Annotated in this window: 16 protein-coding genes; 11 read left to right on the forward strand and 5 right to left on the reverse strand. The window is 59.5% G+C overall.

Annotated features, from left to right (window positions below):
* The 6 genes from B30_RS04465 (at position 1) to B30_RS04490 (ending at position 5,417) form a co-directional block, all read left to right on the forward strand.
* Positions 1 to 480: a paraquat-inducible protein A gene (locus tag B30_RS04465; RefSeq protein WP_009570824.1), complete on the forward strand. Its 480-nt coding sequence runs from the start codon at positions 1 to 3 to the stop codon at positions 478 to 480.
* 31 nt (positions 481 to 511) lie between these two features.
* Complete coding sequence (gene radA, locus B30_RS04470) at positions 512 to 1,882, forward strand: DNA repair protein RadA (RefSeq protein ID WP_009570825.1); 1,371 nt, start codon at positions 512 to 514, stop codon at positions 1,880 to 1,882.
* Between the two features lie 28 nt (positions 1,883 to 1,910).
* Positions 1,911 to 2,465, forward strand: a complete 555-nt coding sequence (locus tag B30_RS04475) for a CvpA family protein (RefSeq protein ID WP_009570826.1) — start codon at positions 1,911 to 1,913, stop codon at positions 2,463 to 2,465.
* 201 nt (positions 2,466 to 2,666) lie between these two features.
* Entirely contained in the window at positions 2,667 to 4,133 is a 1,467-nt protein-coding gene (gene purF / locus B30_RS04480; protein WP_040401921.1) for an amidophosphoribosyltransferase, read from the forward strand.
* Positions 4,134 to 4,640: a DUF2199 domain-containing protein gene (locus B30_RS04485; protein ID WP_009570828.1), complete on the forward strand. Its 507-nt coding sequence runs from the start codon at positions 4,134 to 4,136 to the stop codon at positions 4,638 to 4,640.
* Positions 4,641 to 4,748: 108 nt separating this feature from the next.
* Positions 4,749 to 5,417: an SDR family NAD(P)-dependent oxidoreductase gene (locus B30_RS04490; protein ID WP_009570829.1), complete on the forward strand. Its 669-nt coding sequence runs from the start codon at positions 4,749 to 4,751 to the stop codon at positions 5,415 to 5,417.
* A gap of 23 nt (positions 5,418 to 5,440) precedes the next feature.
* Here B30_RS04490 and B30_RS04495 read toward each other — a convergent pair whose 3' ends face one another.
* Positions 5,441 to 5,842, reverse strand: coding sequence for a VOC family protein (locus B30_RS04495; RefSeq protein ID WP_009570830.1), 402 nt, complete (start codon positions 5,840 to 5,842; stop codon positions 5,441 to 5,443).
* Between the two features lie 167 nt (positions 5,843 to 6,009).
* Between B30_RS04495 and surE the strand changes: the two genes are divergently transcribed.
* The 3 genes from surE (at position 6,010) to B30_RS04510 (ending at position 8,727) form a co-directional block, all read left to right on the forward strand.
* Positions 6,010 to 6,801 (forward strand): 5'/3'-nucleotidase SurE, encoded by a 792-nt coding sequence (surE, locus tag B30_RS04500; RefSeq protein ID WP_009570831.1) that lies wholly within the window; start codon positions 6,010 to 6,012, stop codon positions 6,799 to 6,801.
* On the forward strand, positions 6,801 to 7,442 hold the full coding sequence (locus tag B30_RS04505) for a protein-L-isoaspartate(D-aspartate) O-methyltransferase (RefSeq protein ID WP_009570832.1): 642 nt from the start codon (positions 6,801 to 6,803) through the stop codon (positions 7,440 to 7,442). The genes surE and B30_RS04505 overlap by 1 nt, the downstream gene beginning before the upstream one ends.
* A gap of 88 nt (positions 7,443 to 7,530) precedes the next feature.
* Entirely contained in the window at positions 7,531 to 8,727 is a 1,197-nt protein-coding gene (locus B30_RS04510) for a LysM peptidoglycan-binding domain-containing M23 family metallopeptidase (protein ID WP_009570833.1), read from the forward strand.
* A gap of 268 nt (positions 8,728 to 8,995) precedes the next feature.
* Here the strand turns inward: B30_RS04510 and B30_RS04515 are convergent, their stop codons facing one another.
* From B30_RS04515 to B30_RS04530, 4 genes are all read right to left on the reverse strand, one after another.
* Entirely contained in the window at positions 8,996 to 9,838 is an 843-nt protein-coding gene (locus tag B30_RS04515) for an ATP-binding protein (RefSeq protein ID WP_009570834.1), read from the reverse strand.
* Between the two features lie 11 nt (positions 9,839 to 9,849).
* Entirely contained in the window at positions 9,850 to 10,743 is an 894-nt protein-coding gene (gene tatC, locus B30_RS04520; RefSeq protein ID WP_009570835.1) for a twin-arginine translocase subunit TatC, read from the reverse strand.
* On the reverse strand, positions 10,740 to 11,411 hold the full coding sequence (tatB, locus tag B30_RS04525; protein ID WP_009570836.1) for a Sec-independent protein translocase protein TatB: 672 nt from the start codon (positions 11,409 to 11,411) through the stop codon (positions 10,740 to 10,742). Before tatB ends, tatC begins: the two co-directional genes overlap by 4 nt.
* Positions 11,412 to 11,515: 104 nt before the next feature.
* Positions 11,516 to 11,731, reverse strand: a complete 216-nt coding sequence (locus B30_RS04530; protein ID WP_009570837.1) for a twin-arginine translocase TatA/TatE family subunit — start codon at positions 11,729 to 11,731, stop codon at positions 11,516 to 11,518.
* A 216-nt stretch (positions 11,732 to 11,947) separates the two neighbouring features.
* Between B30_RS04530 and B30_RS04535 the strand changes: the two genes are divergently transcribed.
* Together B30_RS04535 and B30_RS04540 are read left to right on the forward strand one after the other, a co-directional pair.
* Positions 11,948 to 12,274 (forward strand): hypothetical protein, encoded by a 327-nt coding sequence (locus B30_RS04535; protein WP_009570838.1) that lies wholly within the window; start codon positions 11,948 to 11,950, stop codon positions 12,272 to 12,274.
* A gap of 2 nt (positions 12,275 to 12,276) precedes the next feature.
* On the forward strand, positions 12,277 to 12,987 hold the full coding sequence (locus B30_RS04540; protein ID WP_009570839.1) for a helix-turn-helix transcriptional regulator: 711 nt from the start codon (positions 12,277 to 12,279) through the stop codon (positions 12,985 to 12,987).
* The last annotated feature ends 1 nt before the right edge of the window (position 12,988 follow it).

Consider the following 12,988-nt stretch of genomic DNA (forward strand, 5'->3'; position numbering starts at 1 on the left):
TTGTCTCGCCGCACCCAGCTTACCCTCCGCCGTCTCAATCTCTCCCTGTTGATCCTGTTCCCCGTTGCTTGGGTCGCGCCGCTGATGCGGGCGGGGTTTTTGCCGCTGTTTGGCCTCTCCGAAATTTCGGTTCTCTCTGGCATTGCGGGTCTTTGGCAGACCGACGTCTTTCTTGCCCTCATCGTTGTGCTCTTCGCCATTCTCGCCCCCATCGCCAAGGTGCTCTCCCTCGAAGCACTGATCTCGAACCGCCTCCCCGCGCGGGTCAAACCCTGGCTGTTTCACCTTGGCCGACTGGCCATGGCGGATGTGTTTTTGATCGCAATTTACATCACGGTCATCAAAGGCATCGGCGTTGGGCGGCTTGAGATCGGTTGGGGGCTTTACCTTTTTACCTTTTGTGTTTTGCTCAGTCTGGCTTTGAGTATTTTCACCACGGTAAAACCCGAAGACTTGCGCAGCGACCCCTTGAAAGACTAGAACGAAGCAAGAACGAACAGGGAGCGCCAGAATGGCCAAGGCACAAAAGAATTTCGTCTGTTCCAATTGCGGGGCGGTGACGACCAAATGGTCCGGGCGCTGTGACGGCTGTGGCGAATGGAACTCCATTTCCGAGGAAAAACCGTTGTCGGCCTCGGGTCCGGCGAAAAAGACGTTGGGTGGGCTGCGCGGCAAGGAAATCCCACTCTCCGCCCTGTCCGACAAAGAAGCCCCGCCCAAACGCACCTCCTGCGGCCTGACCGAGTTCGACCGGGTTTTGGGCGGCGGCTTGGTGCCATCTTCGGCCATCTTGGTCGGCGGCGATCCGGGCATCGGCAAATCAACGCTTTTGCTGCAAGCGGCGGCGAAATTTGCCATGGCGGGACTGAAGGTCATCTATATTTCCGGCGAGGAATCCGCCGCCCAAGTGCGGATGCGGGCGCAACGGTTGGGCCTTGGCAATGCGCCGGTGCGGCTCGGGGCCGAAACCAACCTGCGCGATATTTTGACGACGCTTGAGGCGGAAATGCCCGATTTGGTGATCATCGACTCGATTCAAACCATGTGGGCCGACAATGTCGAAAGCGCACCGGGGTCGGTGTCTCAGGTGCGCGCGGCGGCGCATGAATTGGTGACTTTTGCCAAATCGCGCGGTGTCTCGGTGGTTTTGGTCGGCCATGTCACCAAGGATGGGCAACTCGCCGGGCCGCGCGTGGTCGAGCATATGGTCGATACGGTGCTCTATTTTGAAGGCGAGCGCGGGCATCATTTCCGGCTCTTGCGCGCGGTCAAAAACCGCTTTGGCCCGGCGCATGAGATTGGCGTGTTTGAAATGACCGGCGATGGGTTGCGCGAAGTGACCAACCCCTCCGCGCTCTTTCTGTCCGAACGCGATCAACCAGTGCCGGGATCGGTGGTTTTTGCCGGGATCGAGGGCACGCGGCCGGTGTTGGTCGAATTCCAGGCCCTCGTCGCCCCCTCGCCCCACGCCCAAGCCCGGCGCACAGTTGTGGGCTGGGACGGATCACGTTTGGCGATGATCCTGGCGGTGCTCGAAAGCCGATGTGGTATTCCCTTTGCCGGGCTGGACGTTTATCTGAACGTTGCAGGTGGGATGAAAGTGTCGGAACCTGCCGCCGATCTGGCGGTGGCGGCGGCGTTGATTTCGGCTCGCGAAGATCAGGCTTTGCCAAAAGATTGTGTGGTTTTCGGGGAACTTTCGCTCTCAGGGAGCTTGCGACCCGTTGGTCAGACCGAAAACAGGTTGAAAGAAGCCAAAAAACTTGGTTTTTCATCGGCCATCGCCCCCGCCCGTTCCAAGGCTGGGGAAAAAAGCGGCATGGACGTCCGGCAGATGAGCGATCTGGTGGGGTTTGTCGGAGAGGTTTTTGGCGCGGGCTAACGCGCTCAGAGTTCAAAAGAGAGGCGCCATGGAAGGCTTTACAATCATCGACGGCATCGTCGCATTGGTCATCGTCGTATCGGCGATCCTGGCCTATTCACGCGGGTTTGTGCGCGAAGGCATGGCGATTGCCGGATGGATCGTCGCCGCGATCCTTGGCTACATGTTTGCCCCCAAAGCCGTGCCTTTGGTCAAAGAAGTGCCCTATCTGGGCGATTACATCTCTGGATCTTGCGAACTCTCGGTAATCACTGGCTTTTTCGCGGTGTTCGCCGTGGCTTTGATCGTCGTGTCGATTTTTTCACCGCTGTTTTCCTCCGCCGTGCAACGCTCTGCCTTGGGCGGGGTGGATCAGGGGCTTGGTTTCCTGTTCGGCGTGATCCGTGGCATCATTTTGGTCGCCATCGCTTTGGTCATCGTTGACCGCGTCTCGACTGGCGACCCAATCGCCGTGTTGGAAGACTCGCGCACCGCCAAAGTTTTTGCCCGCTCGCAAGATAAGCTGGACGAGAGCCTGCCCGAGGATGCGCCAGATTGGATCACCTCGCGCTATCAATCCTTGGTTTCGACCTGTACTGAGTAAATCACCATCCCTTCGGGCGGCACCGATCAAAAGCAGCCGCCCTTTTCATAAACCCCACCTTAAGAGCCACGGAACCCGCCCGTCTCACGACTGGAGCACAAGAAGTGATGAAATCTTTTGTGATCCTTTCGTGACACTGGGCCTCTTAGGTCTTAAAGGGTGGGACGAACCGCACAGCGTAGGATTCGGAGCTTGACCGAGATGCTCGAAATGCCCCCCGCTCACCCTTTTGACGATGACAAATTAAAAGAGGAATGCGGCGTTTTCGGCGCCGTTGGCGTTGCCGATGCCGCCTCTTTTATCGCCCTTGGCCTGCATGCGCTTCAGCATCGCGGCCAGGAAGCCGGCGGGATCGTCACCTATGATACCGAGGCCGGGTTTCAATCGGCGCGCCGCTTTGGCTATGTCCGCGACAATTTCACCAGCCAAAAAGTGATGGAAACCCTGCCCGGACCGATCGGCATCGGCCATGTGCGCTATTCCACGGCAGGCTCCAAAGGCAACACCGCGATCCGCGATGTGCAACCGTTCTTTGGTGAATTCGCCATGGGCGGGGCTGCGATTGCCCACAACGGCAATATCACCAACGCCGTCGCCCTGCGCCGCGAGTTGATCGAACGTGGATCGATTTTCCAATCCAGCTCGGATTCGGAATGCATCATCCACCTGATGGCCCGCTCGCTGCAACGCAACATCCCTGAGCGGATGAAAGACGCGCTGCGCCGGGTCGAAGGTGCGTTTTCCGTCGTCGCCATGACCCGCACCAAACTCATTGGTGTCCGCGATCCGCGCGGTGTACGCCCCCTCGTGTTGGGCAAGGTCGGCGACAAAGGCTATGTGCTCTCATCTGAGACCTGCGCGCTCGACATCATCGGCGCGGAATTTGTCCGCGAGATTGAGCCCGGCGAAATGGTGGTGATCTCGGATGGCAAAGTCCAAAGCTCGAAACCATTTGAGCCGAAACCCTCGCGGTTCTGCATCTTTGAGCATGTATATTTTTCCCGTCCCGACAGCATCTTAGAGGGGCGTTCCGTCTATGAAACCCGCCGTCAGATCGGCGTGGAATTGGCGATTGAAGCGCCTGTGGAGGCCGATCTGGTCTGTCCGGTGCCCGACTCCGGCACGCCCGCCGCCATCGGCTATGCGTTTCAATCCGGCATCCCCTACGGCATGGGCATCATCCGCAACCAATATATGGGGCGGACGTTTATTGAGCCATCGGAGCAGATCCGCAACATGGGGGTGCGTCTGAAATTGAACGTCAACCGTGCACTGATCCGCGACAAACGGATCATTCTGGTCGATGACTCGGTGGTGCGCGGCACAACCTCGCAAAAGATCAAAGACATGCTATTGGACGCAGGCGCGGCCGAGGTCCATTTCCGCATCGCCTCTCCGCCGACCATGTGGCCCTGTTTTTACGGCGTCGACACGCCGGATCGCGACAAATTGCTGGCCGCATACATGTCGGTCGAACAAATGCGCGTGCATTTGGGCGTCGATAGCCTTCAGTTCATCTCGCTCGACGGCTTGTATCGCGCTGCAGGCGTGGCCGAAGGCCGCGACGCCAACGCCCCACGCTATTGCGACGCCTGTTTCTCCGGCGAATACCCGGTGGTGCCTTCCGATATGATCGACAAAGGCTTTAAACTGAAGGCCGCCGAATAAGTGGCCTCCATCCTCGATCTTGATCCCCGCTGGCGCGCCCTTATGGCGAAAGGTGGGGTGATTGACATTGGCTTTGATCATCCATCCGAGTGGCCCCATGCGCCGCGTGGCGATCTGGCCTTTGTCAAAGAGGGCGCGGATCAATTGGCCTCGGAACTCTGCCGCTTGGATGAAACACGGTATCTGCGCGCCACGCTTACCCTGCCCATTCGCGGCGCAGAGGATGCTTTGGTGATCGCGCTTTGGGCCGAGGTGCCGCATCCGGTGTTTTACGCCTATCTTCAACATCTTGACGGTGGCCCCCTGCCCGAAAACACACGCGCCACTCTGGCCAATGATCTGTCGCCTCTGGTCGCCCAAGACAGCGCTCTGACGCTCAGCTTTGGCGATGGCTCTGTGCGACCCAGCGTCACCCTGACGGATATCGCGGATATGTCCTTTGACGATCTTCTCGCCCTTTATGAGGCCAGTGGGACACTTGCGCGCGCCGATCTCACCGCCCCTTGACCGCGCCGCGATTTCCCCGCACACATCCCTCTGATTTGGCCTCTAATTTGGCCTCTAATTTGGCGTCCAAACTGGCCTCCCTCCGGCCCTGATGACTGGGAAGAACACATGACAGACCACACAAAAGTCGCCCTCATCACCGGCGCATCACGCGGCCTTGGCTTTTTCCTCGCCGAAGCTCTGGCACCGACCTATCACATCGTCGCCGTGGCCAAGACCACAGGCGCGCTCGAAGAGTTGGACGACCGGATCAAAGCCAAAGGCGGCGACGCCACATTGGCCCCGATGGATGTGACCAATCCGGACGCGATGGCGCATCTGTGTCGCGGCATTTTTGACCGCTGGGGGCATCTCGACCTGTGGGCGCACACGGCGATCTACGCACAGCTTCTGTCGCCTGCCGATCACATCGACCCCAAAGACTTTGACCGCACCATCGGCACCAATGTGACCGCCACGGGCAAGTTGATGCCGATGATTTCGCCGCTTTTGAACATGGCCCCCACCCCCGCCGATGTGCTGTTTTTCGACGATCCGCATGCGGGCGAGAAATTCTTTGGCGCCTACGGGGCATCGAAAGCCGCGCAGATTGCCATGGCCAAAAGTTGGCAGGCCGAGGTCGCACATGTCGAAAAAGCGCCGCGCATTCATGTGCTGTCCCCGCGCCCGATGCCGACGGGCACCCGCGCGCGGTTTTTCCCCGGCGAAGACCGCGCCACGCTGACCCATCCGCGCGACGAAGCGCCGCGTTTGCTCAAAGAGATCGGGCTGATCTGAGTGCCGCTGATGACGGCCACGGATTACAAAGGCGCGAACAGGTCGATCTTGTAGCCATCCGGGTCCGCCACGGTGGCGTAGCGTTGGCCCCAAAACGCATCCCAAGGGGCGTCCACCACGGTGAACCCGGCGCTTGCAATCTCGCCCGCCACCCGGTCCACCTCTGTCGGCGTGGCACAGAGCATGGCAAAACCCGAATGGTTCGCGGGCCGTGGCTTTTCCCCGATCAGTGTTTCCGACAATGTCGCCGCGTCAATCATCAACCGCACTGCCCCCGGCGCCGTGTTGGGTTCGACGTGATCGGCATTGGTCTCGACCCCGTCGAAATCAAACCCCAATAGGCGATAAAACGCCACAGAGCGCGCCATGTCGGTGGCGGTCACGGCGATGGCATCAAGCACGGGGCGTGGGGCGGTTACAGACATACTCTCTCCAGTTCACAAAAGGCGTGTCGCGGCACCTTTAAACCTCAGGTTTTTCCCGAAACGCCATAAATATCAGGGCTGCGGCGGGCCACTGACCTTGCCGCGATTCCGAGCCTGCTTTAAGGAGGAAAGGAAGACAAGTGCCAGTCAGACAAAAGGGCCCCTCCATGCGCATCCTGATCACCAACGATGACGGCATCAATGCGCCGGGCCTCAAAACGCTTGAGGCCATCGCCCATACGGTTGCCGGTCCCGAAGGCGAGGTCTGGGTCGTCGCCCCCGCGTTTGAACAATCCGGCGTCGCGCATTGCATTTCCTATTCTCACCCGACCATGATCACCGAGATTGCCCCGCGCCGCTGGGCTGCCGAAGGCTCGCCTGCCGATTGCGTTTTGGCCGGGCTGCATGACATCTTGCCGCAGCGGCCGGATTTGGTGCTCTCTGGCGTCAACCGGGGCAATAACGCGGGTGAAAACGTGATGTATTCCGGCACGATCGGCGGCGCAATGGAAGCGGCGCTACAAGGCGTGAAAGCCATTGCCTTATCGCAATTCTTCGGACCGCAAAACGCCACACTTGAGGATATGTTTGAAAGCGCTGCCGTGCATGGGGCCGAAGTGGTCAACACGCTTCTGACCCAAGCGCCCTGGGGCGAAGGCGCAGATTACACCTTGTTTTACAACGTGAACTTTCCACCTCTCCCGGCCTCTGAGACCAAAGGCCTCGCCATTTGCCGCCAAGGCCGCCGGAAAACGCCGGGCTTTGGCATCGAAGGCCAAGTCTCGCCCACCGGGCGGCGGTTCTTGTGGGTGCGCGGGTCCGAGCAATCGGTCGACACCGGCCCCGGCACCGATGTGACAGCCAATTTGGCCGGCCATATCTCGGTCACACCAATGCGTGCCGATCTGACCGCGCATGACATGCTCAAAGGCCTCTCCGCCTTGGAAAAAGCCGTCTGATGACCATGAACCCCGAAGCGCAGATGCAGTTCCTCTACACCCTCCGATCCAAAGGGGTAACCGATGGGCGCACGCTTCAGGCCATGGAAAAAATCGACCGCGGCGTCTTTGTCAAAGGCCTGTTTGCCACCCGCGCCTATGAGGATATGCCGCTGCCCATCGCCTGTGGCCAAACGATCTCGCAACCCTCCGTGGTGGGGCTGATGACACAGGCGCTCAATGTGCAACCGCGCGATAAGGTGTTGGAGGTCGGCACCGGCTCCGGCTATCAGGCCGCGATCCTCAGCCAACTGGCCCGCCGCGTCTATACCGTGGACCGCTACCTGCGCCTTGTGCGCGAGGCACAACTCGTGTTTGACAGCCTCGGCATCGTCAATATCACTGCCATGGCGATTGATGGCAGCTACGGCCTACCCGATCAGGCACCGTTTGATCGCATCCTTGTGACCGCCGCCGCGGAGGACCCTCCCGGCCCGCTCTTGGCGCAGCTCAAAACAGGCGGTATCATGGTTTTACCAGTGGGGCAGTCGGACACGGTCCAAAGCCTTATCAAAGTGACACGCACCGAGACCGGGTTTGACTACGAAGAACTCCGTTCCGTGCGCTTCGTGCCCCTCGTCGAGGGGATGGGTCAGGAGTAAACGAACCCTCCGCAAGAGGGGGTGACAGGGGCGGCCATGGGGCCAATCTCCAACAGAGGGCAAAGCCCAAGGACTTGAGGATAGAGCCATGACGATTTCATCTTTGGTACAGACGCGCGGAACTGCGCAAAACAGAATGCGCGCCCTTTTGCTGGGGTCGGCCCTTTTGGCGCTGAGTGCGTGCGACAAACCGATCGACTTTGACATGCGCGGTCTGACCGATGCGTTTTCGACCGCCCCCGCCGCCAACGAGGCCAAAACCGCCGCCAAACCTGTGCCCAACGCGCAGGGCGTGATTTCTTATCCGAATTACCAAGTGGTTGTGGCCAAACGTGGCGACACGATCGGTTCTGTCGCGGCGCGTGTCGGCCTTCCCGTGACGGAATTGGCCCGCTACAACGGCATCCCGGTGGACGTGACCCTGCGCCCCGGCGAAGTGATCGCGTTGCCCCGCCGGATCGGCGACGGCCAATCCACCGCGACCCCAACCGGCACCATTGCCACGGGCGAACGCATCGACATCGCGGCTCTGGCAGATGAGGCCATCACCGACGCTGAGACCAAAACAACCACCACGCCGATTGCCCAGAGCAATCCGTCCGAACCGGTGGCCGGTATGGAACCGATCCGCCACCAGGTTCAGCGCGGCGAAACCGCCTATTCCATCGCCCGCAAATACGGTGTCTCCGTACGCGCCTTGGCCGATTGGAACGGGCTTGGATCGGACCTTGCTGTCACCGAGGGCCGCTATCTTTTGATCCCGGTGAAAACCTCCGAGGGCGTCTCTGAGACCGCCATCACGACCGAGCCGGGCAAAGGGTCGGCCACCCCCACACCGCCCTCTGCCGCCGCCCCCCTGCCGGACCCGGACTTGGCCAAACCGGCCCCTGCGGTCACCAAACCGGCCGCGGACCTTGGCGCGACACAGACGTCAAACTCAGAGATGGCCAAACCCGTCTCCGGCGCAATCATCCGCGATTACGACAAGACCAAATCGAAATTCATCCTGTTTTCCGCCCCCGCAGGCACGCCGGTGAAAGCGGCCAAGGACGGGACGGTCAAATTGATCTCGACCAACGCCGATGGGGTGAAAATCATGGTGGTCGATCACGGCGACGGCCTACAAACCGCCTATAGCTTTATCGACAGCATTTCGGTGAAAAAGGGCGCCAGCGTCAAACGCGGTCAGACCATTGCAAAAGTGACGGCCAACGAATTCAACGCGTTGCAATTCATGGTCTTCAAAGGCACACAAACCGTCGATCCGACGCCCTATTTGAACTGACGGGTTTGAGTATTTTTTCACGGTAAAGACAAAAGGCCGCGCAGAGACATGCGCGGCCTTTTGGGTTTGAAAACGCTGTCTTCACCTTGATCTGATCTATCTCAATCACGGTACAGGCGGGAGCGCCGATGACCGTTCGCGGTAAAGACCTCCCGGCCCGTGGGACCAAACCCCTTCCAAAGACGCTATGGATCGGCGGCCGGAATGCAACACCCTGCAGGCCTTCCACTTTACCGTGATTTGGCTTTACCGTGATTTAAATACTCACTTACCCAAGCGCGACACCCTTGCGCCCAGCCAAGTCCGTGAAATATTGCCACGCCACCCGGCCAGAGCGCGAGCCGCGGGTGGCTTGCCATTCCACCGCCTCGGCGCGCAGCGAATCGTCGTCAATGTCGACCCCATAGGCGTCACAATAACCCCGGATCATTGTCAGATACTCATCTTGCGAACAGGGATGGAAGCCCAGCCATAGACCGAAGCGATCCGAAAGCGAGACTTTTTCCTCTACCGCCTCCGAGGGATTGATCGCAGAAGAGCGTTCGTTTTCAATCATATCGCGCGGCATCAGGTGCCGGCGATTTGAGGTGGCATAGAACAACACATTGTCCGGGCGGCCCTCGATCCCGCCATCCAGCACGGCTTTGAGCGATTTGTAATGTTCGTCATCATGGCTAAACGACAGGTCGTCACAAAACAGCAAAAACCGATACTCGGAGCCGCGCAAAAGCGCCAACAGCCGCGACACAGTGCCAAGGTCTTCGCGCTGCATTTCCACGATCTTGAGGCCCAACCCGTCGGCCACTACAGCCGCATGAACGGATTTCACCAAGGACGATTTGCCCATCCCCCGCGCCCCCCACAACAGCGCATTGTTGGCCGATAGGCCGCGCGCGAATTGGCGGGTGTTTTCAAGCAAGGTGTCACGCGACCGATCCACACCGACGAGCAGAGACAGATCGACCCGCGACACGTTTTGAACCGGCACAAGCGCGTCCGGTTCGGTGTGCCAGACATAGGCATCTGCCCCGTCAAAATCAGGTGCGGCCAGAGGTGCGGGGGCCATACGTTCCAGGGCCTCCGCAATACGTTTGAGGGTCTTTTTGCTCATGGCAACCTCGCTCATTTCTCGTCGTCAAACTCACCGAACAGGTCTTCGTCTTCTCCCAATACGCCAGCGGCGCGCAGCTCTTCGGTGCGTTTCTTTTCAACGCGGGCGACGAGGAAGATGGAGATTTCGTAGAGGCCATAGACCACGACAAACAGGATCAATTGTGTCGTCACATCCGGCGGCGTGACCAGGGCGGCGACGGTCAAGATGCCCACGACCGCATATTTGCGGGTTGAGCGCAGCCCGTGCGCCGTGGCCAATCCGGCCTTACCCATCAGGGTCAACAGCACCGGAAGCTGAAAGCACAACCCAAAGGCCACGATCATTTTCAACGTAATATCAAGGCTCTCATTCACCTTCCCGTTGAACACGATGTCAATGCCCGTGTCCTTGGTCGCGGTCGCCACATCGCCGCCATTGGCAACAAGCGCGCCGACAAAAGAGGGCAGATCGGCAAAGCCCAAAAAGAACGTCATCGCCAGCGGCACAACCACATATTGCGCGAAAGCCGCGCCCATGAGGAACAACACCGGCGAGGCGATGAGAAAGGGCAAGAATGCATTCTTTTCATTGCGGTACAGCCCCGGCGCGACAAAGCGCCAAAGCTGATAGGCGATCACTGGAAAGGCCAGAGCCAGCCCGCCGACCATGGAAATGCGGATCAGGGTAAAGAAATATTCTTGCGGTGCGGTGTATTGCATCACCGGGTTCGGATTGCCCAAGGCGCGCATGGATTTTTCGATCGGGATCAGCAGAAAATCAAGGATCGGACTGGCCACGGTAAAACAGATCACCATCGCCACGACAAAGGCCAAAGCGGCCCGGATCAACCGGGTGCGCAGCTCGGCCAGATGTTCGACCAACGGGGCGGAGCTGTCTTCGATATCGCTGTCAGTTTGGCTCATGCCTCGCCCTCATTCGATGTGGTCATCTTCGCGGCTTTGACGGGTTTGGCCGCCGCTTTTTTAGGGGCGGCTTTCGGGGCCGTTGGCTTTTTTGCAGCGGCGGGTTTGGCCACAGCCGACTTAGCCGCTGTCGCCTTAGCTGCAGGTTTCTTTGCAACAGGCTTTTTTGCCGCCGGTTTCTTCGCCGCAGGCGCCTTTACGGGGGCCGCAGCCGCCTCTGCCTCAGCCGCTTTGCGTTCGGTCGCCTTCTTCGCCGCACTCTCTGAAATTTTCTTGGCCGCCTCAGCTCGCTCGGGGCTCAGCTCATCTTTCTGGAGCGCCGTCGTTTTCGGCGCAGCCTTGCCATCAGAAGACTTCATCGGGTCCCATTTTTCAAAGGTCGATGCCGCCTCGTTGAGCTTATCAAGCCCGAATTTCTTTGGGTTTGTCGCGCCTTTGAAGGCGTCCGAGGCCTCTTTGATCCCACTCTCGTCGGCAGCACTTTCCATCGCCCGCGAAAACTCCCGCGCCATGGATTTCGCCCGCGCCGTGAACCGTCCCAGCGTTCGGAACATCCCCGGCAGGTCCTTTGGGCCGACGACGATCAACGCCACGACCCCGATGACCAAAAGTTCTGACATGCCCATGTCAAAGAAGAGCGGAATGGACGGCATCACGATAGCACTCATGCGCACACGCCTTTTTCACAAAAACCCAAAAGAAGCGGATCGACCCGCCCCAAACGAGGCTCAGATCCGGCGAAGGCGAGACTGGTCCCGCCAAAAGACAGGGTTTAGACCTTGTCTTTTTCTTCTTCGGGGGTGACGTCTTTTGCGACCTGTGCGGCTTCGTCTTCGATCTCTTTGGTGCCCTCAGAAACGCCTTTTTTGAACGACGTGATGCCTTTGCCGACTTCGCCCATGAGGCCGGAAATCTTACCGCGGCCAAACAGGACCAAAACGACGACAGCGATGAGCAGGAGGCCGGGAAGGCCGATATTGTTGAGCATGTGGTTCTCCATCGGTGCGGGCGATGCGCCCGGTGATCAAATCTCGCGAGAAATAGGATTAGGCGGCTCTGAGACCAAGGAAAAGGCCAAAACGACGGATTCCGCCCCGATGCACAACATTGGCGCGATGGGCAGGGGTAGAAAAACACTACTGACAGGTTTATGTCAGTTGAAACAGCCCATGGTGACGGTGTTGAAACTCGAATCGGAGACATTATGTCTGATATTCAAATCATTGAAACTGTTACCTTCCGCACCATCGCCGGGGTGAGCGAGAGCGACCTCACTGCGGTGGCCAAGGGGCTAGACGCCTACCTGGATCGGTGCGAGGGCTTTCGCGCCCGCACTCTTTACAAGGACGCAAGCGGGCTTTGGCATGAGCACTATGTCTGGGCCAATGACGCCGCGGCCAAGGCGGCGGATGCCGGGTTTATGGCCGCCCCTGAGGCACAGGCGTTCATGGCGCTGGTGGACCGCGACACGGTGAGCATGGGCCACGCCCCCATCACCCTCGCCCGCACCACATCGGCCGAGGCGGCATAACCATGGCAGGCGGTCGCAAGCAAACCGGTATCCGGCGCAGCGACCGCCTGTTCGATCTCATTCAAATTCTACGCGACGGCAAGCTGCACAAAGGCCATGAACTGGCCGCAAAACTTGAGGTCTCGGAACGCACGATCTGGCGCGACATGGCCACGCTGCGGGCCTCGGGCGTGCCCGTCGAGGGCGAGCGCGGCGTCGGCTATATGGTCACCTCCCCAATCACCTTGCCGCCGATGAACCTGAGCATGGGGGAATTGGAGGCGCTGCATTTGGCGGTGGCGATTTTGAGCGAGGCGACCGACCCGGAACTGGCGCAAAACGCCCAAAGCCTTGCCGCCAAGATCGACGCCGTGCTGCCCGAAAACTCCGGCCCGCCCAGTGCCGGGTGGGGCTTTGCGGTGTTCCCCTTTGCCGATGCCGCCGCCGGATTTCGCCATATGCCCGGATTGCGTGAAGCGGTGCGGGAGAAAAAGCGGCTGCGGATCACCTATAAGGCACTTGATGATCAGACCAGTACCCGCGTCATCCGCCCGCTTCAGCTAGAATATTGGGGGCGTGTTTGGACCCTCTCGGCATGGTGTGAGACGCGGCAGGATTTTCGGGTGTTTCGGGTGGATCGGATTGAGCGGGTGATCGACACCGGCGCGCGGTTTGTCGATGAACCGGGGAAAACACTTGCGGAGTTTGTCGCCCTGCAAAAGGCCAAATGTTAGC

Origin of the sequence: Celeribacter baekdonensis B30, from assembly GCF_000299875.1 — a bacterium.
Classification (GTDB): Bacteria; Pseudomonadota; Alphaproteobacteria; order Rhodobacterales; family Rhodobacteraceae; genus Celeribacter; species Celeribacter baekdonensis_A.

Coding starts and splice junctions, on each gene's coding strand:
- surE (WP_009570831.1), top strand. CDS start 6,010: ATGCGCATCCTGATCACCAACGATGACGGCATCAATGCGCCGGGCCTC.
- B30_RS04495 (WP_009570830.1), bottom strand. CDS start 5,842: ATGTCTGTAACCGCCCCACGCCCCGTGCTTGATGCCATCGCCGTGACC.
- B30_RS04510 (WP_009570833.1), top strand. CDS start 7,531: ATGACGATTTCATCTTTGGTACAGACGCGCGGAACTGCGCAAAACAGA.
- B30_RS04530 (WP_009570837.1), bottom strand. CDS start 11,731: ATGCTCAACAATATCGGCCTTCCCGGCCTCCTGCTCATCGCTGTCGTC.
- tatB (WP_009570836.1), bottom strand. CDS start 11,411: ATGAGTGCTATCGTGATGCCGTCCATTCCGCTCTTCTTTGACATGGGC.
- B30_RS04475 (WP_009570826.1), top strand. CDS start 1,911: ATGGAAGGCTTTACAATCATCGACGGCATCGTCGCATTGGTCATCGTC.
- B30_RS04535 (WP_009570838.1), top strand. CDS start 11,948: ATGTCTGATATTCAAATCATTGAAACTGTTACCTTCCGCACCATCGCC.
- B30_RS04540 (WP_009570839.1), top strand. CDS start 12,277: ATGGCAGGCGGTCGCAAGCAAACCGGTATCCGGCGCAGCGACCGCCTG.
- tatC (WP_009570835.1), bottom strand. CDS start 10,743: ATGAGCCAAACTGACAGCGATATCGAAGACAGCTCCGCCCCGTTGGTC.
- purF (WP_040401921.1), top strand. CDS start 2,667: ATGCTCGAAATGCCCCCCGCTCACCCTTTTGACGATGACAAATTAAAA.
- B30_RS04490 (WP_009570829.1), top strand. CDS start 4,749: ATGACAGACCACACAAAAGTCGCCCTCATCACCGGCGCATCACGCGGC.
- B30_RS04515 (WP_009570834.1), bottom strand. CDS start 9,838: ATGAGCAAAAAGACCCTCAAACGTATTGCGGAGGCCCTGGAACGTATG.
- radA (WP_009570825.1), top strand. CDS start 512: ATGGCCAAGGCACAAAAGAATTTCGTCTGTTCCAATTGCGGGGCGGTG.
- B30_RS04505 (WP_009570832.1), top strand. CDS start 6,801: ATGACCATGAACCCCGAAGCGCAGATGCAGTTCCTCTACACCCTCCGA.